The sequence below is a fragment of the Bacillus sp. CH30_1T genome, from assembly GCF_008364765.1.
Taxonomy (GTDB): domain Bacteria; phylum Bacillota; class Bacilli; order Bacillales; family Bacillaceae_B; genus Rossellomorea.
In genome coordinates this window covers 458,437-480,500 of record NZ_VTUY01000001.1, presented here as the reverse complement: position 1 = coordinate 480,500, position 22,064 = coordinate 458,437, and the positions used below count along the sequence as shown (strand labels likewise).

Genomic DNA, 22,064 nt, shown 5'->3' with positions numbered 1-22,064 from the left:
TGGTGCATTTTGGTAACAAGAGTGAAAAAAATACAAAACTTTCATCAACGGAAGGAGGAATAATGGTAGAATAAGCGATATATTGTCAAATATTGAAAAATAACCTGTAGGGGGATATGACGTGAACGCAAAATTTAGTAAGCCTAAAGGGTTCGGTGAAATACTGGACCACACATTTCGATTAAGCAAGAACCGCTTTAAAGACTTTTTTCTTATTTTCCTTATTCTGTTAGGGCCTGTTTATTTACTGCAGGCACTCATCGAACTGGCAGCAGGGGTTAGCTTCTTTAGGACTGTTGGCACAGGGGAAACCTGGTTCGATGGGATTGTCAACAGCTTTTCAGGCGAATTTACTGAAGAAGGTCCGGAAGTGAATCTGGTAGCGGAGCTTGGTACAGGTCTTATTGGACTTATCAGTATAATCCTCGCTCCAATCGCTCAAGCGGCGATTTTATTTGCCCTGAATCATATGAGAAAGAATGAAGAATTTTCGGTGAAGCTTGTGATCAAGGAGGCATTCTCCCGTTTTTGGCCGATTATCGGAAGCAGCCTTTTATTTGGAGTAATTATATTCGGTATCGTATTTGTTCCGATTTTCATATTTGGTTTTGCCGGATTATTCGGTGCTGTTCTTCTGGAGCCGGGCGTCGGGTTTGTGGTCGCCGGAATTGTCCTGGTGCTTGCATTCGCGGTTGCGGTAGCTTACTTCTTAACGCGTTGGAGCTTCTATTTTGGAGCGGCAGCCATAGAAAATGACGCACCTGGTCTCGGCAGGAGCTGGAGGCTGACGAAGAAGCGTGGATGGGTCCTTCTTTTATTATTCATTGTCTTCGGCTTGATCGTTGGAATCGTAAGCTCAGTCTTCGAATTAACGTTTGGATTGGTATTAGGGAATAGTGTCCTGTACGGAATGATTGTAAACGTTGTGTCTTTATTTACGTCGATGTTGTTTGCCGTTGGTTTCGGGGTTATGTTCCTTGACCTTAAAACGAGACATGACGCAGATGATTTAAATGAAATGATCGATGATTATAACACGATTCAATAGAATCATGCTTCTGTGAAAGAATGAAGTATCCAGTCTGGCTACGGGGGCTTCATGCTTCTGGGCTTTTGATCTGAAAGCTAGGTGAAGAAAGTGTTGAATGAAAACAGAGGAAGGGATCAATTAGAAGAAATCTTGGATGGGGAGGAATATAAGGCCTATCATGATGAGTCTCAGGGACTGCTTGCCAAATGGTGGGGGAAGGCAAAGGAATGGCTTTCAGAACAGCTGGAAAAACTGTTCCCTTCTCTTGAACCGACTGGCGGCGCGGCATCGGGCATCCTTATCACGTTGATTGTCATTGTAGTGGCCATTCTCCTCGTTGTTGCATTCTTCGCCATTCAAAACGGAGTCCGAAAACGGAAATTCCGTTTGAATAAACCACTTCAATCCATGAATGAGATGGAGTGGTCCTATGATAGACATTTAGAAGAAGCTTATAAACAAGAGGGGCTCAAAGATTATTCGAAAGCAACCCGTCATATGTTCCTGTGCCTCCTTTTATACTTTCATGAAAGAGACTATCTCAAAGCAAAGGTTTGGAAAACAAATTGGGAGTACTATGATGAACTGCGCAAAGTGAACCGAGACTGGGCAGAGCGATTCTACAGGCTGGCACTTCTGTTTGATGAGGTGGCCTATGGTGAGCGGGAATTGGAGGAAGACGAGTATCTTCCCTATAAACAGGAAGCTCTAAGCTGGTTGGAGCATGAAACGGATTCACAACCTTACTCATAAGAGAAAGGAGGTAGGAAAGAGCATTGAAAACAAATATAAAGGCGTGGGTCTGGCTCACCACACTTCTAAGCTTATTTATCATCATCGGTGTATTTCTTTCTCCTGAAAAGCCTAAGGAGTATCCAGCCTATGTTTCCGAGTCTCCCTCTCCTTCTGGAATAAAAGCCCTTTATACCTATTTGGAAAACGAAGGTGTTTCTATACAACGCTGGTCTTTTTCACCTGATAGGCTGCCTGCGGCTGAATCTGATCAATTACTGATTATGATAGAACCGTTTTCAATCCCTGAACAAGAAGAAATGGAAGCTTACGAGAAATTCATGAAAGCAGGGAATACGATTCTTCTTCTAAAGGATAATCCAAAAGGGATGTTTGACACGAAGACGGTCTTAATAGGGAAAGGGATGGGCGATCCGCTTATCCGTGATGGAAAAGGAAATACATATCAAACAGATCTATTATCAGACACAAGATTAGAAACGTCGGATGGCGATACCGTTCTATTGGATGATCGGGATGGAACGATTGCCTACAGCTCTCCTATGGGAAAGGGTCAATTGATTGTCTCTACTTCACCGGGATGGGTCATGAACGGGAATATTCTTGATAGTGATCATCTTCCGCTGGTTCTCACTCTATTAGAAAGCGGTGGAGCCGACGGGAAAACGATTCTCGTCGATGAATACCTTCACGGGGGAGAGAGTGAGGCAAGCCTTACTAGCCTTTATCCCCAGTGGCTGTTGCTTTTAATCCTTCAATTGCTGATCCTCACAGTCCTTTGGCTCTGGATGAGTGGAAAACGATTTGGAGGTATTCTCATACCGAGGGAAGAGACGGTCCGATTCAGTGATGAACGAATCAAGGCGCTTTCAGCCTGGTACTTAAAAGGGCGCCAATACAAAGAATCTTTAGTGATTCAAGCCGAGTATGTCAGAGTTCTGTTCCAGGAACGGTGGGGAATTCCGACGAGTAAGGAATGGTTGGAATTGAACGAACCGTTAGAACGGAAATTATCAACCGTTTCTAAGAAAGAAATCGCTGCGTTTTTATCGGGGATAGGAGCTGTATTAGAGAAAGAACGCATCAGTAAACAGGAATACGTACTATGGTCGAAAAAAATAGAACTATTCAGGAAAGAGGTGGAGGATCGTTGAAACCAGAAATCACATCCTTAATGGAGAAATATGAAGAGCGCATTGTAGGACAGAGTACGAATCTTAAACTCTTGATGTCTTCCATTCTGGCAGGGGGGCATGTGCTGATAGAGGGAGTCCCTGGCACAGGGAAGACACAGATGGTCAAGACTCTTTCCCAGTTACTCGGGGGAAGCTTTAACCGGATTCAATTCACACCGGATTTGTTACCGAGTGATATCACGGGTAGTACGATTTACAATATGAAGGATAGCAGTTTCCAAACGATCAAAGGACCGATTTTCACAAATGTGTTATTAGCTGATGAAATCAACCGGACACCGGCCAAAACCCAGGCTGCCCTGCTCGAAGCCATGGAGGAAAAGCAAGTGACGATCCAAGGGGCAACGTATCCTCTTGAAGAGGTGTTTTTCGTGGTAGCGACCCAGAATCCGATTGAATTTGAGGGTACCTATCCGCTACCTGAGGCCCAGCAGGATCGATTCCTGTTTAAGCTGGACATAGATTTTCCAACCTTTGAAGAAGAGAAAAACGTATTGAAACAAGTGATCGAGAATCATTATGCGGAAAATGTGGGGGCGGTTCTCGATATGGAAACCTTCCTTTCCATCAGAAGGGAAATCGGGGAGGTCACACTTAGTGACGCGGTGCTGGATTATATTATGCAGATTGTGAGAAAGACCCGTGAAACGGAATCGATCCGCTTCGGGGCAAGTACAAGGGCGGCGATCTCGATTGGAAAAGCGGGACGGGCATGGGCCTATCTGTCAGGACGTGACTATGTCACACCTGATGATATCAAGATCGTGGCAAGACCTGCCCTTAGACACCGCATACAGCTATCTCCTCACGTAGAATTGGAGGGAGTGACCATTGACCAAGTCATCCAAGAACTTGTTGGGTCGATTCCTGTTCCAAGATAAGGGGATTTTGCCGACGGCGAAGTTGTTGATCTCGTATCTCCTATTTTCTGTCATCCTGCTTGCAGGAACGTTTATTGGACTGACATGGACACTCATTTTTGTATTGAACGGCTTATTTATCGTCGTGAGTCTCATTGACCTGACTCTGTCGCCATCCAAAAAGGAAGTAGACGTCAAGCGCCATATTCCGGATCAAATGGAAAGGGGTCTGGATTATGTCGTTAATTTGGAAATTATAAACAGATCTTCCCGTGGCATGGAGTTTCGGATTCTGGATGGTACCCCGCAAAGCTTTCAAGCATACTTTCCCTTAGAAGGGAAGCTTGCACAGGGTTCATCAGGTACCCTTACCTATGATGTGGTGACACCGGTAAGGGGAGACTATAACCTGACGAAGTTGTATCTTCGCTATCGGAGTTCCCTCGGTTTATGGGAAAAACAAAAAACAGTGGAGCTCCATGATGGGGTGAAAGTCATTCCAGACCTCACCGAAACGAAAAAAGTATTGGAAAGTGCTCAGCAGTTTCTACTGTATGAAGGGGTAAAAATCCGTAAGCAACAAAGCGGTTCTGGAGAATTCTCCAAGATTAGAAATTATGTGCTCGGGGACGATCCAAGAAAGATCAACTGGCGTCAAACCGCAAAGCTCCGGGAAGTGATGACCAATGAATATGAACCTGAGCATGGTAAGTACATTACGATTCTCATTGATTGCGGAAGAATGATGGGAGCGGAATTGAAAAAAGGAAACCGGTTGGAGAAATCCCTGGAGGCGGCACTGACCGTGACGGCAGCAGCTCTTCAAAATGGGGACTACGTGTCAGTCCTTGCTTTCAGTAAAGATGTCAAGGTATATATCCCTCCGGCAAAAGGGATGGCGCATCTGCAAACGATTCTTCATCGTATATATCATTTGGAAGTAGACGCAGCCGAATCCAATTATGCTGCCGTCCTCCACTATGTTCAGACGGTTCAGAAAAAGCGGAGTCTGCTCTTATTATTCAGTGACGTACACACCTTCCTTCATGAAAACAGCGCCCTGTTTTATTTACAGCGTCTCCGGAAGCAGCATCTCTTTTTAACGATTGGGATAGAAGATGAAACGTTGGTCAACCGGATCAAGACAGAGCCTGTTGATTCTCAGCAGGCGATGATGAAGAGTATGGCTCAGAAGCAGATGCTCGTGAAGAAAAAGGAGAAAGCCAAGTGGGAAAAAGAGGGCCTCCTGATGGTGGAGGCCCGTGAAGAGAAACTGGCCGCAACGGCTGTTTCTTACTATATTGATATGATGAACCGGGGGTTACTGTAGGATCGCTTTGTTTAGTCGAAGCTTTCCGATCGTCATATAGAGAATCAGACCGATGACCGTTAAGAAGGCAACCATATATTTTGCGAGTAGCGGTATGGCAGCAGGCGTAATGAAGCCTTCGATGATTCCGGCAATCACAAACAAGGGCACCGTCCCTAGGAGCAACTGGACGGATCGCTTTGCTTGCTGCTTTAATTGGTAGCCTCGTGTGAAACGTCCAGGTACAAAGAGCTTATAGCCCATCAAGAGTCCCGCGCCGCCTGCAATAAATATGGCTGTCAGCTCAATCATGCCATGGGGGACGATGTAAGCCCAGAATTCATAGCTCATTCCCTGGTGCCAGAAGACAGCGGCCAGGGCACCTACAATGATTCCGTTGTACACAAGCATATAGACCGTCAACAAGCCAAATGTCACACCGCCGGCAAAGGCAAGGAAGGCGACTTTGATGTTATTGGTCATAATGGCAGCCGACATAAGTGAAGAATCCACTTGTCCGTCACTTTTCCCTAGATTAGAAGGATCCACCCCTTGAGACATCTCAACTGGTAAAATGGAATATAGGTGAAGAGGATCATTCACGACAGAAATAAAGGCACCGATCGCACCGATCGTAAATAAAAGCATCGCCGTGACAACGAACTTCCACTGTTCAATCAGTAATCCGATAAATGTCGTGGAGAAAAAATGTCTAATCTGTTTTCCACTCGAGATTTGGTCTTTATATAATAGATTGTGAGACTTCGATACGAGGCCGTTCAAATAATCAGTTACATCTTCTCCGGGAAAATAGGTCTGGCTGTAGGAAAGATTCTGGGCAGCCTTTTGATAGAGATGGTTAAATTGATCAATGGCAGGGCCCGTTGTGTTCTTCCTCTTGCGAAGGGTTCCGAGGAGATTTTCTAACTGATTCCAGTCGTCCCTGTGCTGTTTGACAAATTGCTTCACATTCATTGTGACACCTACTTGTTCTTTTGATTTCTTATCTCTTATTATAGTAAGTTTAGAAAAAAATAGAAACCATTAAAGGTAAATTCATCCATTAGGAGGGGATTGTATTGCATGAAGAACAAGTCGATATTAAAACCCCGGAATATGTTTCCCTGCAATTCCAACCTGCAGGATTAGGCAGCCGGGCTGCAGCCCTGATGGTTGATCAGCTGCTGTTAGGAATCGTAAACGTCCTGATCGTTGTGCTCTTGTTTTTTGCGACGTCGGGGAATAATGGCATATTTAGTATGTTGGAAATCAACTCGACACTATGGGGGATCGCCATCATCGCCATCTTCTTTCTCAACTGGGGGTATTTCTTTGCTTTAGAATACTTCTGGGGTGGAAAGACGGTAGGAAAGCGATTGCTGGGAATCCGGGTGATGCAGGAAAACGGACACAGCGTCACTCTCCTTTCCTGCTTCATTCGTAATCTATTAAGAATCATCGACATGCTTCCCGTCTCCTATTTCATTGGTATGGTCATGATCTTCCTGCATTCTAAGCATAAGAGGGTGGGGGATCTCGTTGCCGGAACCATTGTTGTCCACGAGCGACGCGTCAAAGGAAAACGAAAAGAAAAGGCAATCGAGAAGGAAATCCGCCGCCGCGGCTTAAGGAAAGAGAACTTAATAGTGGAAGAGCGGAAACTAAAACAGCTCGGTGCGAAAGAATGGAATCTGGTCAAAACGTACAGCAACCGATTTGTTCAGCTCCCTCTTTCAGAACGAAACCAATTAACCAAAAAGCTTGCCCTTATCCTCTATCCTAAACTGGGATTAGAGATGCAGGATAAAACGTATGAGGAGCTTGAGGATACCCTTCTCCTTTTTTACCTGGTATTAAGTGAAGAATGGGAATTTGAGTTGTAGAGAGCAGCAAAGTCTGGAGAGGGCTTTGCTGTTTTTTATTATGTGATCATAATCAAAAAGGGGGAGTGGCTCGCCCCGGGGTTATATGCAGAAGGCCTTGGAGAAGTGCGTGTAAAAAAATGTAACGGTCAAACTGAAAAGGATGATTCTCTTTGCAGAGAATCATCCTTTGTTTTTTGCAACTCACTCCATCCCAGGAGCCTTCTGGATTTCAAAAATAAGTACAATTGCAGTGATTGCATGGGCAATCAATCGGATGACCGGGAAAAAGTTTAAGAAGGAAGCGAGGATACCGAGTGCACTTCCAAGGATGGGCTGATCTTCTGACCTTGAAATATACAGCACGCTCGCATGCCAAATAGCCACTAAACACAGGAGAAAAGGAATCGCATCACCAGCAATATTGCCAAAGATCGGAACAGCCAAAAACAATTCGATAGAAAAGGATAACCATTTAATTCGTGAAAGCACGGACACACACCTCCTTATTTCAGTGTATGACTATGTGAGGGGCGTGTGCTTGTTTTGAGGAAATTGTTTTGTTATGGGATGGTTGGTCGTTGTCGTGTGCGGATTTTGCGATAGACATAGAATGGAGGATAACCACCAAAAAAAGACCACCGTCTCATCCCAAGGACAGTGGTCTTTTAAAGCACTTTTTAAGCCAGTAACTTCTCCACTACTTTATGCTCATTTTCATTCAGCAAGTTTTTGCCAATCGTTTCATGAACCTCTTTATTCATGCTGTCTTCCAGAACAGCGGCCTCTTCTTTATCGCCAACGAGTAAGATCCGTTCCCACTCTTCATCAGCGGCTTTTTTGTCCAGGATATTGCCCAGACTTTTCCACCAGCGTTGTTGATTCGCTTTGAGGCGATTTTCGAATTCTTCCTGCTGATTGGCCTTTCCGCCGCCGCTTCCCATGCTAACGTCTGAGTGGTGGGGACCTTCATGCTTTCGCCAATCCTCTGTTTCTAAGTCGAATTCCATAAATTCGCTGGACTGAATCTCTCCAAATGCGGAGGTGAGGATTTTGATTTGATTTTGCTGAAGAAGCACCAATCCCGTGTAAGGATATTCTTCATGCAAGGATTTCAATTGATCCAGGGGAGGATTCTCCTCCCAATAAAAATTCGTTTCAACCGGTACTTGAAGCTCAAATGTCTCCCAAATGCCACTATCGGCTGAAGCGAAGATGATAAAGCTTCTCGGCAGTTCACGTTCTAAACTATATACATAGTTTTCAACTTTCGGGCGGATTGATTGAAGCCTTTCTTTTTCCTCGGGAGCACTTTCAAGGTATTCTTCCAGGCGGTTGAACCCGTTTTTAAGGGCAATCTTCCATTCACCGCCCTGCTGATCGTGGTCGCTGCGGTCAGTATTCAAATAAACAGTCAATAATTTATCAGGTTTTTGTAAGTGCAAGTTTTCCAATACGCTCAGTGTTTTTTTGAAAGACATGGAACTCCTCCTTATAGAATGCTTACTTTTCATATAAACGGTAAAGACCCCTCTTAAACATTGTTTTGTGAAAAAAGGGAATTGACGAAAGGATTATAATAGGAAAAAATAGGAGGGAAGGGAGGGGCCACCAATGAACATAGTGAAACAGTGGATCCAGGAAGATAGTGATTTCATACGTAAGAAGTTAATCGAACACAATATGTCACAAATAGATGAGGAGACGAAGACGCCTCTGGAGCAAATCAGTTTTGTTATGAGGAACGATGAGGATAAAATCGTTGGCGGAGTGGTCGGAGAAATGTTCTGGCATCATCTACATGTTGATTTTCTGTGGGTGGCAGATGACTACCGGCATGGAGGGTTCGGCTCCAAACTGATTTACGAGATAGAAGCGTATGCCAGGGAGAAAGAATGTCATCTCGTTATATTAGATACATTCAGCTTTCAAGCCCCTCATTTTTATCAAAAATTAGGGTATAAGGAATTCGGAGTCCTTAAAGATTTTCCTAAGGGCCATAGTCAGTATTTTATGGAGAAACGATTGTAGCAACCGGCATGAGCTGGTTGTTTTTTTGGCTTGAGTTGTCTCTTCTATAAAATCCCCAATGTGCTGTTAAGCCCATTTTCTTGAAGAAATCAGATAAATCATGTTTTATGTTCTTTCCATCGGGTAAATATGTACTAAATAACACACGACGGGAGAGAGAAAAGTGAGCTATATTAACCAAGGTAGAGAGCGCATTCAATTTGATCGTCAAGGTAAGAAAAAGGATTTACATATACTGGAGTGCACCCACTGTGAGAATGAATTCCGTTCAACGATGAATGTCAACCAAATCGAGTGCTCACATTGTTCAACATCTACAGACCCTAAATTAGACCGTTCAATTTTTAAAGTCATCGGATTTATTGAAAATCTTCAAGGGAGTGAAGTTCGTTGCTAAACAAGGACAAATTAGCCGATTTGAAAATGGATTTTAATGATATTCTTTGGATGAGTTCTGGAGTTGCTATTATTCTATTATTACTCGCTTTAGCAAATTTCTTTATCCTAGCCTAATCATATTGTGTGATTGGTTTGAAAAGTCCTGACTGTTTAGTAGGACTTTTTTTGTTGGGAGAAACTCTCCATTGATAAAGCCTGCCCGCTTTTAAGATGAAAGCGGGCAGGCTATTCTTTTGGTTGTTATCCTTTATAGTTTTCATCGTACTCAAGATAAACAACATGAGTCTCCAGGTATTCGTTAAGTCCGTGTTTTCCATCTGCTCCGCCGATTCCGGATTGACCGCGGCCAGCGTGGAAACCATTGATGGCTTCGAAATTTTCACGATTAACGAAGGTTTCGCCGTATCGAAGTTCATTAGCGGCTTTCATGATCTCATGAAGATTTCCACTGAAGATCGATGAAGAAAGGCCATATTCGGTATCGTTGGCAAGCTCGATGACTTCATCAAAATTCTTGTAAGTCATAATTGGAAGGACCGGTCCAAAGATCTCTTCCTGGATAATCTCCATATCCTGTTTTACATCTACGAGAATGGTAGGCTGATAGTAGAACCCTTTATCCATATTGAGCGGTTTCCCGCCGGTAAGGATTTTTGCTCCGTTTTTAACGGCTTTATTGACCATTTCAGTTACGGTTTCAAGGCGGTCCTTATTCACAAGAGGTCCGATGTCGTTATCCCGGTTTGTCGGATCTCCGACTGTCGTGTTTTTCATCGCTTCGGTCATTTTACTGATGAATTCTTCTGCGATATCCTCGTGGACATACACTCGTTCCGCGTTTGTGCATGCCTGCCCGGAATTGGTGATTCTCGATGTTTTGATCTTTTCAACGGCAAGATCAATATTTGCATGCTTGGTGACGATGGCAGGAGCCTTACCGCCCAGCTCCAGGTTTACTTTTGTAATGGACTTCGATGCTGCTTCCATCACTTTTGAACCAGCCGGGTAGCTTCCCGTCAAGGACACCATGCGTACTTTAGGGTGACTGGACATTGGGTTTCCGATATCTGAGCCTTTACCGGTTACAAGGTTAAAGACTCCTTTTGGCAGCCCGACCTCGTCTATGATCTTAGCGAACTCACATGCGGTATTTGGTGTATATTGACTCGGTTTCATCACGATCGTACAGCCTGACACAATGGCTGGGGCAACTTTTCTGGCGAGGATGAACATAGGGAAGTTCCAGGGGACGATTCCTGCTACGACACCGATCGGCTTTTTGTAAACAAGAATGTTTTCATTCGAGCGCTCACTTTCAAGGATTTCACCTTCATATCTTAACGCCCAACCCGCCATGTATCGGAAATACTCAATGGCAAATTCGATCTCACCCTCAGAGGCATCCAATGTCTTCCCGTTTTCTTCTGTCAGCATCTGAACAAATTGATCTTTCCGTTCTTCCAGTTTATCGGCAATTTTATATAAATAGGAAGCACGCTCCTTGGAAGGGACCTTCTCCCATGAAAGAAAAGCAGAATGAGCAGCATCAATCGCGTGATTGACATCCTCTTCCGTTCCCATCTGAATGGAAGAAATCTTCTCCTCATTCGCAGGATTGATCACGTCTAACGTATCCTCCGACGTACTAGCCACAAACTCTCCATTAATATACAACTGATACTTCTTCACGATTACTCCTCCTTGTAGGACTGTTTCTTAACATATCTTCTCCTTTTCCCGTTCAATGGGGAGGGGTAAACATGGGGATGTGCAAAGGGAAGAGGGACGGACCTCCCTCACTCATACCTGAACGTTGATATTATCAGGATTTAGGTGAGAATATGGAGGTCCGTCCCTCATAGAGTTATTTGCCTGGTTCTGCGATTTTGACGAGTTGTTTGCCGATGTTTTTGCCTTGGAAGAGTCCGAGGAAGGCGTCGGTTACGTTTTCTAAGCCTTCTGTTATGGTTTCTTCGTATTGGAGTTTTCCTTGGGAAAGCCATTGACCAAGTTCTGTTGCTCCTTCTTTGAAGCGGTCATTGTAGTCGTTGACGACAAAGCCTTTCATAAGTGCGCTTGATTTAATCAACTTGGTTTGTACGCGTGGTCCCAGATCACGATCTGTTTTGTTATAAGAAGAAATCGCTCCGCAAACTGGTACACGTGCATGTTTATTTAGTAAACTAAGGGCAGCGTCACCAATTTCTCCACCAACGTTTTCGAAATAAACATCGATGCCGTTTGGACACGCTTCTTTTAACGCAGCATAGATGTTGTCCGTTGTTTTGTAGTTGATTCCTTTGTCGAATCCAAGCGTATCTGTCAGGTAGCTTACTTTTTCATCCGAACCTGCAATCCCGACGACACGGGCTCCTTTAATTTTGGCAATTTGTCCGACAACAGAGCCGACTGCACCTGCAGCACCGGATACAACCACGGTTTCGCCTTCTTTCGGCTGACCGATGTCAAGGAGTCCGAAATAAGCGGTCAATCCAGTCATTCCCAATATACTAAGGTGAGTAGAAATAGGGGCGACATTCGGATCGATGGAGCGGACCTGCTTTTCATTGGCAAGTGAATATTCCTGCCAAGGCAGCATTCCTACAACGAAATCGCCTTTTTGGAAGTGCTCAGATTCTGACTCGACGATTTCTCCTACCGCTCCGCCAGCCAACGCTTCGTTCAATCGGAATGGTTCTACATACGACTTGGCATCAGACATTCTGCCCCGCATATAAGGATCCACGGAAAGATAAAGAGTTTTAACTAATACTTGACCTTTGGATGGTTTAGGAACTTCAATCTCTTTGAAGTTGAAATCCTCTTTTACAGGCATTCCTTCAGGACGGACGACTAATTGAATTTGTTGCTGCTTTTCGGGTAACATCATGATTCCTCCTCATAATTTAAGCTGAAAAGTGCTTCCGTTTACTTGAAACTTATCACATGGAGTTTAGGTTCTACAAAGAATAACACTTGAGAAAGGTGGGGTGAATGTGGCGAATAGCTGGGATGCGGAGGTCGAGGTCACCATTGACCAGGCTAGATTATTAATCGGAAATCAGTTTCCGGAACTTCATCCATCAAGATTAGACATTATTGACTATGGATTCGATAATACGGTTATGAAAGTGAACAACGATTGGATCTTTCGGTTTCCAAGACGGGATATAGCCGTGAAGCTTCTGGAAACAGAAGGAAAGCTCTTGCCAATGCTCGATGAAAAGAGTCTCGTACTCCGAATTCCGGTTCCGACCTTTTTTGGAGAGCCTTCCCCTCAATACAAATGGCCCTTTCTAGGTTACCGGATTGTTGAAGGAACGATTCCATCCAGGGCACATGAGGTGGTTAGAGAAGGGAAGTCAGCCCTTAAAATGGCGTGGTTTCTAAAGAAACTTCATCTGAGGGATGTTTCAGAGGCCGGGAAACGGGGAGTACCTAATGATGAATTGAATCGTTTAGATGTAAAAAAACGAATCCCGACCTTGGAGAAAAATATTCATGAAATCGAAGAACTAAATCTTTTTCACCAGGTTGAAAAGTTAAAGGACTACCTTCAGCACGTACCAAAAAAGCCATTACCATCAGAAACCACTCTGGTTCATGGAGACCTTCATTTTAAAAATATTGTTGTGAATGAGAATGGAATTTTATCAGGGGTTCTGGATTGGGGTGACGTTCATATTGGCCATCGTGCCATTGATTTAAACCTCGTGTACAGTTATCTCAATCCTGCGGGACGGAATTTGTTTTTTGAAGAATATGGAGAGGTTGAGGAAGTCGAGTTGGAGTATGCACGGTTCAAAGCCATCTACACCAACGTCGTCCTGTTACTTTACGGCTATCATGAAAAGCAGCCTCATACAGTAGTGGAAGCTCAGAAAAGCTTAGTGCTTGCATTAGTAAGAGGGACGGACCTTGGTGAGTAACACCAAGGTCCGTCCCTCTTCTGATATTATTTAACGTTTTTTTGGATATACTTCACGATTTTTCTGAGTTCATTCGCATGTGGACGGCCAAAGGGGCTCGTTTGTCTTTGCTGGTACATGGTTTGTCCTTTTTCATTCACGAGGAAGTAAGCCGGTTCACCATGTTGTCCGTGATCCTCGTAAGGGGCATCTTCACCGTGATAGAACACATCATAGGCTTGGATGGCCTCTAACTTTTCATCTGCTAAAACAGGGAAAGTTATATCCTCTTTGTTTGCAAACTCTTGCAAGTCCTCCAATTTATCAGTGGAAATCGCAAGTATGTGAACATTATGTTTTTCAAAATCCTCTTTGTTAGCTTGTAACTCTCTAAGTTCCTCCTGACATACCGGGCACCATGAGCCCCTGAAGAAAACGATGAGATGCCAGCTTTGATGTTCTTTTTGATGGTCCTCAAATGAGAACGTTTCACCTGAAACTGCCGGGAGCGTGAAGTTTGGTACCGTATCCTTTAATTGAAAAGTTGCCATTATTCATTCCTCCTATTGTTTTCTTTCCAGTCAGATAGGCATTAGGACAATCCTAACCAGATTGAAATACATACAGTATAGTAATTTATTTTGCTTACATTGAGTGTATTTCCCTTTATGTGAGAAACAAAACGTACTATTGTGCAGAGTGAGTAGAAAGGACGATGGATATGAGAAGAAATAAGACAGGTCCAAATCTGTGTATTTTCCCGGAATACAAATGGTGCGGACCAGGATGCAGCGGACCCGGTGCCCCCATCAATTCAGTCGACGCAGCATGCAAGGCCCATGACCTTTGCTATGAGCGATACGGTCCAAGCTGCCAGTGTGATCGGATGTTCATGAGGAAGCTGAAAGATGAAATCAACCACCGTAGTCGAAAAGGAAGACATGCTTTTCTTATGTATCAATATATGAAATTGCAGACGAGCGTCACGTGTCAAAGGCATCGGTGCCGGGGATCATGGATTTAGGTTTAATAAAATGGAAATCAACATCTCCCTGCACACACCCATAAAAAAACCAGCCCACATCAAGCAGGCTTACGACTCAGATTAAAATGGTTTAATAGACATTAAGATGATAAGTATAAAAGCAGCACTATGTATAATGATGTTGAATGGTTTTAATTCTGAGTTGATTTTTCCGTAAGATTCCGGAAATTAGTACCTGTTTCCATGTTTTCTTTAAAAAAGGGGAGGAAAAAGTATGAATGAAAAAGATGAAATCAGGCATAAGGTATGGAATAGGCTGACGGAGAATAAATTAGGCCGTTTTCCATTTCCGTTAGTAGGCAGGATTCCGAACTTCAAAGGGGCAGAGAAGGCTGCCTCTTATGTTCAGAGTATGGATATTTACAAGGGTGCTCATGTGATAAAAGTAAATCCAGATGCACCTCAGCTTCCACTGCGCGCAAATGTGTTGAAGGACGGGAAAACCTTGCTCATTCCAACACCGCGCTTAAAGGACGGATTTGTCATGATCAAGCCTGAATGGGTGCCCCGGGGAGAAGAGAGAAAGGCAGCCAGCATCAAACATATGAATACATATGGTAAAGTCGTACCTCTCACAGGTATACCTCCTATTGACCTAATCGTAGTCGGTTCCGTTGCGATTCATCGTGATGGACGAAGACTTGGAAAAGGAGAAGGCTATGCCGATCGTGAATACGCCATCCTGCGTGAAATTGGTAACAACCCAGTGCCTGTCCTCACGACTATAAACAGTGAGCAGCTTGTAGTGGACGACATCCCAAGAAATTCCTTTGACCTGGCCGTCGACTGGATCATCACCGAAGAAGGTATCACAGAAACCCACACTCCATACCCAAAACCACAAGGCATCGAATGGGACTACGTAACCGGGGACGAAATGGAAAAGATGCCGATCCTGAAGGAATTGAAGGGGTTCTCTAGAGGGACGGACCTCTAGTTAAATCTCATAAACATTGATATGATAGGGATTAGCTAGTAAATATTGTTGATTTTTGAGGTCCGTCCCTCAAAGTACCGTAAAAAACCCCCTGAAGGAGTAACACCTTCAGGGGGAGGTTATGCTGGTAGACAGAATTGGTCAAGGCTTTTTTAGTATCCTTCTACAACCAAATCCAGCTTTCCTGTTTCAGGGCTGATGACCAGTCCGTGTACAGGAATCTTTTTATCCATTAACGGATGATTTTTGATCATGTCTACGCTATGGGAGACACTTTCTTCTACTGAGCTGAAGCCTTTCAGCCAGTCATGGAGGTCAATGCCGGAGTAGTTGACGGTGCCGAGTGTTTCTTCCGCCACACCTCGTTCTTTCATTTTTTCCAAGATTTTGTGACTGTTGATGGCGCTCATGCCGCAGTCGTGGTGACCAATTACGAGTACTTCGTCGGCTTGAAGCTCATACACCGCAACGAGCAGGCTGCGCATGATACTACCGAATGGGTGACTCACGAGGGCACCGGCATTCTTGACGATTTTTACGTCGCCATTTTTCATGTTCATGGATTTAGGCAGAAGCTCTACTAAACGGGTATCCATACAAGTAAGAATGACTAATCGTTTGTCTGGAAACTTGGTTGTTCTGTACTCTTCGTACGAGTGTTCTTGTACAAACTGCTGGTTGTAATCAAGTATGTTCGTTAATAAAGTCATATTGTCTTCTCCTATAAAATTTATTATCACTTCACATTATGCTGAAGGTGATTTTCTATCTCTTTTATTTTATCCATAATTTCTTGTCGATTCCAATCAGAAGTATTAGAAAGCTTCAAATAAAGAGAAGACACTTTAGCCAGTACTTCTGTCAAATTAGGTTCTTTTCGTGGATACGTGGACTTACCCATGAGATCAAATAAGCCATTCATTTGTTCCGACACTTTCTTGTATTGAAAATCTTTAGAAATGACGGCAACATGGAAATATTGTTGCATATCTGAAAACTGATAGAATATATCAAACAGCTCGAATGAATCATTTTTCTTCAGATTCACTTCCATTTCACCGGAGGAATTCTTATGAATAATCCGTGCGAACTTTGGCGAGCTTTCGCCTTCTACTATAGACATGAAGTTTTCTCCGGGCTTTAAAAAGTCATAACCCGAATTAGAAGCATCCATTAAATTAAATTGCCTATCCAATAGTAGATAAGGAATCGGGCATAAATGCAGGTTTTCCACATGATCACTCCCTTGGGAAAGGTTAATGGACGTCATTGCCCCGTTCCTCACTATTAGAGGAGGTTCATGTGGGATAACATTCAGTTGAACCTTATTAAGTTTGGCAAATATGATGAAGGAGCTAGCCTTTTTGGGAAACAAGCTGTTCAGACATATCCGTAAGATACTCATCGAGCTCTAACAAGTCATTAAAGCTTTCTACCTGTGATTTTTCCAGAAAATCCAGGGTGTAGTTAGAAATCAATCGGCCGCCAACTAGAATTTCAATCTCCTGACTATACTCTCTAATCTCTTCGATACACTCTTTCAATCGAGTCAGTTCCGTTGTCATGCCGATGGAAATCCCAATGACATGGGGCTCCCACGCTTCAATAAATGTTAAGGCATCCTTAACAGGGACATTTGCTCCCAAGTAACGGGTATTCCATTGTTTCTCTTTGAACACTTCGTTCGCAAGCTCAAGTCCTAAACTGTGATGTTCACCCTCTATACAAAATAAAAGAGCTTTAGGATGGTTTTCCAAAGCTTCTTGATGGGTAAAGACGGTAGCGAGTAAATATTTAAGAGTTGCAGTAGCTAAATGCTCATCTGCAACGGTAATTTGATTTTTCTCCCAAAGATCACCGATTCTATACATAGATGGTTTAATAATTTTCTCGTATAAAGTAAAATTATCTATTTTTGAGTGAATAGAAGACGAATGTAATTCCATTAATGAATGCACGTCTCCCGCGAGAATAGACTTGGTGAAAGCCTGGACCAGCTGATTCATTTATGATCACTCCCAGCAAAAATACCAATTGCTATTTTCAATAGATAGAATTGAAATTCCTGCTACAAATTTCATTCTATAATTCGATTGACTTTCCCTATATTCTTATTTAATATAACCTCTGTAACACAAATTGTCGCTTAAGTAACTGAGAGAGGTTCATAGCATTAACCCTCTATAAAAAACTATGGTTCTATGAATCTAACATGAGATTTTCTTAAACATGTTATCCTTTAAGCGTAACAGGATAGTACAATTTTTGCAATTTAACTGCCTGTTACTCCGATTCTTAGGCTAATGCTATGTCCTCCTTCATTCGAGGCACTCTGAAGGGGAGGATTTTTTACATGTCAGGAAGAAAAGACGAAGATTTAACAGATCTATCATTATTAGGAAATCAGGGAACGAATTACCTGTTCGAGTATGCTCCACACATTTTGGAAGCGTTCGACAATAAGCACCCAAATCGGGACTATTTTGTGAAGTTCAACTGTCCTGAATTCACAAGTCTCTGCCCGAAAACAGGTCAGCCGGACTTCGCTACCATCTATATCAGCTATATACCAGGTGAAATGATGGTGGAAAGTAAATCACTCAAGCTCTATCTATTCAGCTTTAGAAATCATGGTGATTTCCACGAAGACTGCATGAACATCATCATGAACGACCTGATCGAATTAATGGATCCTCGCTATATAGAAGTGTGGGGGAAGTTCACTCCACGGGGCGGAATCAGCATTGATCCATACTGTAACTACGGAAAGCCAGGTACGAAATACGAAACGATGGCAGACCACCGCTTGATGAACCATGATTTGTATCCTGAAAAGATTGATAACCGATAAGATGGGAAGGGCGATTCTGCTTAAAGGAATCGTTCTTTTTTTGTTTAACGATAAGCGAATATTTCTATTGCCGAAATAAAATTCCGGGATTATACTTGCGAAAGAGATAGTAAAAGGGGGGAGCGGGATGAAGCCGATAAACGCATCTCTTTGTGTGCTAATTGGAGCAAGTTCTTATGGGATTCATGCTTCTGTCGTGAAGCTCGGATTTGCTGAAGGCTACTCTGTGTCAGATGTAACGGGTATACAGTATTTATTTGGAGTGGCTATGTTATTCCTGGCCTTTCTTTTTACTAAAAAAATAAGGATGACTAAGACGCATTGGGTCTCGCTCTTCGGGGGCGGAATCCTTCTCAGCTTCAGCCTTCATGAGGTTCCTGCTTCCATTGCGGTTGTCATGCTGTTCCAATTCACATGGATCGGTGTTTTGATTGAATCGATTTATTTAAAAAAATTCCCTTCCAATAAGAAGCTCCTTTCCGTTGTGTTTCTTTGGATGGGAACCTTGCTTGCAGGAGGGGTCATTTCTTCTGAACGTTTCAGATGGTCTGAAAATGGGATGGGAATTCTCTTCGGTTTCTTTGCAGCCATCACATTTGCCCTGTTTATCTTCTTCAGCGGCAAGGTGGCAAAAGAAGTGCCCACGATTCAAAAGAGCATGATGATTACCCTTGGCGGTTTACTTGTAGTCCTCATTGCGTTTCGTCCTTCTTTCATTCAGGAACCTGTTCAGATTGTTGAAATGGCTGACTTTGGACTACTCGTCGGCATCTTCGGAAGTATCTTTCCCGTCGTCTTTTTCGCGATCGGTACTCCACACCTCGATTCGAGTCTCTCGACGATTGTGGGAGCAGCGGAACTTCCGACTGCTATACTCGCAGCCATGTGGATTCTCCATGAACAAGTGGTATTATTGCAGTTTATTGGCATCCTGCTGATCTTGATCGGGATTGCCATTCCTCAATTTCATATAGGACCTGTTCGGAATCGGAAACAATTTGGGTGAACGAAAGCTCTCTTCCTTGGTGAAGGGAGCTTTTTTGAGTTGAAAGCTAAAAATCCTACCTTACCCCAATTTTTCCCCCATTAAACCAAAACCCCATCCTCATCACATCTGCAAACCCTTCCAATTTTCACAATTATTAAACCTTATTTTTTTGACCGGATTCCCTTTACAAAGGGTCTTGATGGGCTTTATAATCCCGTTGTTCAACTATTTACGGAAAACCAAAAAAATTTTAAAGAAAAAGGAGGTTGCGGTGATGCGACAAAGAATATTTTCCTTCTTAATGATGAATCTTGGTGCATTTCTTGTTTCAGTGAATGTCCATTTTTTCTTATCGCCTAATAATTTAGCGACAGGGGGAGTAAGTGGATTGTCGATCATCATGAACGATCTGTTTCCGGGGCTTTCCCTTGGACTGTTCATGATCATGATCAATATCGTGTTATTTATCGTCGGTGTGATCTTTCTCGGCTTTAATTTCGGTGCGAAAACCATTTACGCAAGTTTCGCCCTTTCATTCTATGTTTGGTTATTAGAGAGATTTGCTCCCATGAGTGCGCCATTAAGTGAAGATATTTTGATTCAATTGATTATCGGTCAATGCATTGCCGCAACCGGTATGGCGATTGTGTTCAACCAGCAGGCATCAACGGGTGGAACGGATATCGTGGCCCTGATCTTTAATAAATATTTCAATATAGATGTAGGCAGAGGTGTTTTACTGGCAGATTTATCAATCGCCATGTCCTCAGCCGTACTATTCGGACCGCAAGTCGGAATGTATGCATTCTTCGGTGTCATCCTGAACGGACTGGTCATCGATTATGCATTGCAACAATTCAATTCAAATAAAGAGATTGTGATCATAAGCAGGTACAGCGATGAGATCAAGTCTTATATCGTCCATGAACTGGGAAAAGGAGCGACGATTCATACGGCAACGGGAGCCTTCACTTCCGACGAAAAGGAAGTCATCACGACCATCCTTGGTCGCAAGGACTTTTCCAAGTTAAAAGGGTTCATCACCCAAGTCGACAATCGTGCCTTTATCACGGTCCATACGATGAATGAAATACTCGGTCAAAACTTCAAACGACTGGCATAGAAACAAAAGCTTCACCTCTCAAGAAGGTGGAGCTTTTTCTATGTAAAAAAATATTGTTCTAATTTCCAGAAAATAAAGGAAAATATTCCATTATTCCTGTATAAATAGAAGGTAGGGGGTGGAAATATGGAGAAAGAAGAGTTTGAACGCCTGGAACGGAAAGTCAGCACTCTGGAAAAAGAATTATACCTGGTGAAAAGGCAGTTGATACAAGCGAAGAGCGAAAGTGACGCGCCTGTTATTCAAAAAGCAGAAGTGTATGCAGAACCTGAAAATCAATTCTCTGCTGAGGAAAATGAGCCATTCATCGAAAAAGAACCATTCGATTTCTCAGTGGAGCGCTGGCTTCCGAAAGTGTTTCTATTTGTCCTATTGATAGGGAGTATCTGGGGCTTTATGGCTGCTTCTCAAAATGGCTGGGTTACGCCCGGTTTAAGGGTGTTAACGGGAGCTGTCATCAGTATCGTGATGTATTTCTTAGGGGAACGGTATAGCCGGGATCAGAGGAAATTATCCATCACACTGCTATCGGGGAGCATCGTCCTAGCGATTATTACGTTATTCTCAGCAAATATTTTGTATGGATATATAGGTGGACTCATCACGAATCTACTATTAATCGTCATTATTTCTGTCGGACTTTGGACTTCGCATAAACATGGTTCTGAAGTTGTCCTGTGCTTGATCGGGGCAGGAGCGTATCTGTTTCCTTTTATTTTCGCAGGGGACGAACGGAATGAGTGGTTGTTTTACGGATATGAGTTAGTAATGTTCTTTGTGTTAATGACGTTCAGTACGGTGAAACGATACCGGATTGCCTGGAATATTCATTATTATTTACTTTATTTCTCATTGTTTTTCTTTGCGGCCTTTGGAGTAGGGGCGATGACCCTGACCGTTCTGATTCCATTTGCGATTCAGCACGCCTATATTTTACTGTTAATTGTGCTGGGCCGCGATGAGCGGGTGAGTGCCGAAATGATTCCAGCTCTAGTATCAGGCTCATTCATCCTTCTTGGATTATTGAATGATATTTACGCAGCGATCCCACTCTTTTATTATGTGACTTTCGCTTTGGTGTATATCGGCGTATCGTTCATTGAACCGAAGGAAAAGAAACAAACAAAGGATGTCCTGCTGGTCTTAGGGTTCCTGCATGTACTCCTCTTCTTATTTGAACTATTCGAATACGATTGGCGTTTTGTCTTAGTCGGCATTCAGGCTACTGCCCTTTTATGGCTTGCAGGAAGAAGGGAAAGCTATCTTGGTTTGATCGCTTCCATTCTTTTGATGATGTGTTCGTTCCTCGGAGTACTGGTAGGTGCATCCGCTGATTTCTTTACGATTGAACTGCCGATTTTTGTAATCGCTTTTGGGTATGTGTATCTGTTTTCCCATTACAATCAAAAAGAGTCCTCTTTCTTAAACGTGTCGACAACATCGATTCAAGTCGTGTTGACAGGGCTTGTGATGTTCTTCGTATTACGTTTGACGGATTTCATTGTAATCGGCTGGGATTATACCCCGCGAACAACCGCCTTCACCGTAGCGATTGCGGCTCTGTCCATTGCTTATCTCATATTCGGTGAAAGCAGGAGGGACACCTTTTATCGCTGGGTGGGGATCAGCTTTTTAGCTCTGGCATTGGTGAAATTCTTCCTGGCAGATCTGGTGTTCCTGGATTTCACGATCCGTGCCATGATCCTGATTCCAATCGGAGTGATCGGTCTTGTGCTTTCAAGAATTTTATATAAAAAGAAATAAACACATTG

Annotated in this window: 24 protein-coding genes; 15 read left to right on the top strand and 9 right to left on the bottom strand. The window is 43.2% G+C overall.

Annotation, left to right across the window (positions count from 1 at the left end):
- The first annotated feature begins 121 nt into the window (after positions 1 to 121).
- The 5 genes from F0342_RS02245 (at position 122) to F0342_RS02225 (ending at position 5,169) form a co-directional block, all read left to right on the top strand.
- Positions 122 to 1,048, top strand: a complete 927-nt coding sequence (locus F0342_RS02245; RefSeq protein ID WP_149154421.1) for a hypothetical protein — start codon at positions 122 to 124, stop codon at positions 1,046 to 1,048.
- An 81-nt stretch (positions 1,049 to 1,129) separates the two neighbouring features.
- Positions 1,130 to 1,783, top strand: a complete 654-nt coding sequence (locus F0342_RS02240) for a DUF4129 domain-containing protein (RefSeq protein WP_262481600.1) — start codon at positions 1,130 to 1,132, stop codon at positions 1,781 to 1,783.
- Positions 1,784 to 1,806: 23 nt separating this feature from the next.
- On the top strand, positions 1,807 to 2,937 hold the full coding sequence (locus F0342_RS02235; protein ID WP_149154420.1) for a DUF4350 domain-containing protein: 1,131 nt from the start codon (positions 1,807 to 1,809) through the stop codon (positions 2,935 to 2,937).
- Positions 2,934 to 3,860, top strand: coding sequence for an AAA family ATPase (locus F0342_RS02230; protein WP_149154419.1), 927 nt, complete (start codon positions 2,934 to 2,936; stop codon positions 3,858 to 3,860). Before F0342_RS02235 ends, F0342_RS02230 begins: the two co-directional genes overlap by 4 nt.
- Positions 3,811 to 5,169 (top strand): DUF58 domain-containing protein, encoded by a 1,359-nt coding sequence (locus tag F0342_RS02225; RefSeq protein WP_262481599.1) that lies wholly within the window; start codon positions 3,811 to 3,813, stop codon positions 5,167 to 5,169. Before F0342_RS02230 ends, F0342_RS02225 begins: the two co-directional genes overlap by 50 nt.
- On the opposite strand, the gene F0342_RS02220 is transcribed toward F0342_RS02225, so the two are convergent.
- Complete coding sequence (locus tag F0342_RS02220; RefSeq protein ID WP_149154418.1) at positions 5,161 to 6,123, bottom strand: stage II sporulation protein M; 963 nt, start codon at positions 6,121 to 6,123, stop codon at positions 5,161 to 5,163. The genes F0342_RS02225 and F0342_RS02220 overlap by 9 nt on opposite strands.
- A 104-nt stretch (positions 6,124 to 6,227) precedes the next feature.
- Between F0342_RS02220 and F0342_RS02215 the strand changes: the two genes are divergently transcribed.
- Entirely contained in the window at positions 6,228 to 7,031 is an 804-nt protein-coding gene (locus F0342_RS02215; protein WP_149154417.1) for an RDD family protein, read from the top strand.
- 183 nt (positions 7,032 to 7,214) lie between these two features.
- Here F0342_RS02215 and F0342_RS02210 read toward each other — a convergent pair whose 3' ends face one another.
- Together F0342_RS02210 and F0342_RS02205 are read right to left on the bottom strand one after the other, a co-directional pair.
- Positions 7,215 to 7,502 (bottom strand): hypothetical protein, encoded by a 288-nt coding sequence (locus F0342_RS02210; protein ID WP_149154416.1) that lies wholly within the window; start codon positions 7,500 to 7,502, stop codon positions 7,215 to 7,217.
- Positions 7,503 to 7,690: 188 nt separating this feature from the next.
- Positions 7,691 to 8,491 carry a VLRF1 family aeRF1-type release factor gene (locus F0342_RS02205; protein ID WP_149154415.1) on the bottom strand — a complete coding sequence of 267 codons (801 nt, stop codon included), beginning with the start codon at positions 8,489 to 8,491 and terminating at the stop codon, positions 7,691 to 7,693.
- 133 nt (positions 8,492 to 8,624) lie between these two features.
- On the opposite strand from F0342_RS02205, the gene F0342_RS02200 reads away from it, so the two are divergent.
- Both F0342_RS02200 and F0342_RS02195 read left to right on the top strand, forming a co-directional pair.
- Positions 8,625 to 9,041 (top strand): GNAT family N-acetyltransferase, encoded by a 417-nt coding sequence (locus F0342_RS02200; RefSeq protein ID WP_149154414.1) that lies wholly within the window; start codon positions 8,625 to 8,627, stop codon positions 9,039 to 9,041.
- A 163-nt stretch (positions 9,042 to 9,204) separates the two neighbouring features.
- On the top strand, positions 9,205 to 9,438 hold the full coding sequence (locus F0342_RS02195; protein WP_149154413.1) for a hypothetical protein: 234 nt from the start codon (positions 9,205 to 9,207) through the stop codon (positions 9,436 to 9,438).
- Positions 9,439 to 9,680: 242 nt separating this feature from the next.
- Here the strand turns inward: F0342_RS02195 and aldA are convergent, their stop codons facing one another.
- Positions 9,681 to 11,129 carry an aldehyde dehydrogenase gene (aldA, locus tag F0342_RS02190; protein WP_149154412.1) on the bottom strand — a complete coding sequence of 483 codons (1,449 nt, stop codon included), beginning with the start codon at positions 11,127 to 11,129 and terminating at the stop codon, positions 9,681 to 9,683.
- Positions 11,130 to 11,304: 175 nt separating this feature from the next.
- Positions 11,305 to 12,330 (bottom strand): NADP-dependent oxidoreductase, encoded by a 1,026-nt coding sequence (locus F0342_RS02185; RefSeq protein ID WP_395940636.1) that lies wholly within the window; start codon positions 12,328 to 12,330, stop codon positions 11,305 to 11,307.
- Between the two features lie 106 nt (positions 12,331 to 12,436).
- Here F0342_RS02185 and F0342_RS02180 point away from each other — a divergent pair, with 106 nt between their 5' ends.
- Complete coding sequence (locus F0342_RS02180) at positions 12,437 to 13,369, top strand: phosphotransferase (protein ID WP_149154410.1); 933 nt, start codon at positions 12,437 to 12,439, stop codon at positions 13,367 to 13,369.
- 26 nt (positions 13,370 to 13,395) lie between these two features.
- Here the strand turns inward: F0342_RS02180 and F0342_RS02175 are convergent, their stop codons facing one another.
- On the bottom strand, positions 13,396 to 13,899 hold the full coding sequence (locus F0342_RS02175) for a peroxiredoxin family protein (protein WP_149154409.1): 504 nt from the start codon (positions 13,897 to 13,899) through the stop codon (positions 13,396 to 13,398).
- Positions 13,900 to 14,069: 170 nt separating this feature from the next.
- Here F0342_RS02175 and F0342_RS02170 point away from each other — a divergent pair, with 170 nt between their 5' ends.
- Together F0342_RS02170 and F0342_RS02160 are read left to right on the top strand one after the other, a co-directional pair.
- A complete protein-coding gene (locus F0342_RS02170; RefSeq protein WP_149154408.1) occupies positions 14,070 to 14,372 on the top strand; it encodes a phospholipase in 303 nt (100 codons plus the stop codon).
- 235 nt (positions 14,373 to 14,607) lie between these two features.
- The gene (locus F0342_RS02160; RefSeq protein ID WP_149154407.1) at positions 14,608 to 15,330 is read left to right on the top strand and encodes a 5-formyltetrahydrofolate cyclo-ligase; all 723 of its coding nucleotides are present in this window, start codon (positions 14,608 to 14,610) and stop codon (positions 15,328 to 15,330) included.
- A 152-nt stretch (positions 15,331 to 15,482) separates the two neighbouring features.
- Here the strand turns inward: F0342_RS02160 and F0342_RS02155 are convergent, their stop codons facing one another.
- From F0342_RS02155 to F0342_RS02145, 3 genes are all read right to left on the bottom strand, one after another.
- On the bottom strand, positions 15,483 to 16,040 hold the full coding sequence (locus tag F0342_RS02155; protein WP_149154406.1) for a beta-class carbonic anhydrase: 558 nt from the start codon (positions 16,038 to 16,040) through the stop codon (positions 15,483 to 15,485).
- A gap of 26 nt (positions 16,041 to 16,066) precedes the next feature.
- Positions 16,067 to 16,600 carry a hypothetical protein gene (locus tag F0342_RS02150; RefSeq protein WP_149154405.1) on the bottom strand — a complete coding sequence of 178 codons (534 nt, stop codon included), beginning with the start codon at positions 16,598 to 16,600 and terminating at the stop codon, positions 16,067 to 16,069.
- Positions 16,601 to 16,685: 85 nt separating this feature from the next.
- Positions 16,686 to 17,336 carry a cobalamin B12-binding domain-containing protein gene (locus F0342_RS02145; RefSeq protein ID WP_149154404.1) on the bottom strand — a complete coding sequence of 217 codons (651 nt, stop codon included), beginning with the start codon at positions 17,334 to 17,336 and terminating at the stop codon, positions 16,686 to 16,688.
- A gap of 347 nt (positions 17,337 to 17,683) precedes the next feature.
- Between F0342_RS02145 and queF the strand changes: the two genes are divergently transcribed.
- The 4 genes from queF to F0342_RS02125 all read left to right on the top strand — a co-directional run bounded on the left by queF (position 17,684) and on the right by F0342_RS02125 (position 22,056).
- The gene (gene queF, locus F0342_RS02140; RefSeq protein WP_149154403.1) at positions 17,684 to 18,181 is read left to right on the top strand and encodes a preQ(1) synthase; all 498 of its coding nucleotides are present in this window, start codon (positions 17,684 to 17,686) and stop codon (positions 18,179 to 18,181) included.
- Positions 18,182 to 18,308: 127 nt separating this feature from the next.
- A complete protein-coding gene (locus F0342_RS02135) occupies positions 18,309 to 19,187 on the top strand; it encodes an EamA family transporter (RefSeq protein ID WP_149154402.1) in 879 nt (292 codons plus the stop codon).
- A gap of 256 nt (positions 19,188 to 19,443) precedes the next feature.
- Positions 19,444 to 20,292, top strand: coding sequence for a YitT family protein (locus F0342_RS02130; protein WP_149154401.1), 849 nt, complete (start codon positions 19,444 to 19,446; stop codon positions 20,290 to 20,292).
- 126 nt (positions 20,293 to 20,418) lie between these two features.
- Positions 20,419 to 22,056, top strand: a complete 1,638-nt coding sequence (locus tag F0342_RS02125; protein ID WP_149154400.1) for a DUF2339 domain-containing protein — start codon at positions 20,419 to 20,421, stop codon at positions 22,054 to 22,056.
- Positions 22,057 to 22,064 lie beyond the last annotated feature (8 nt).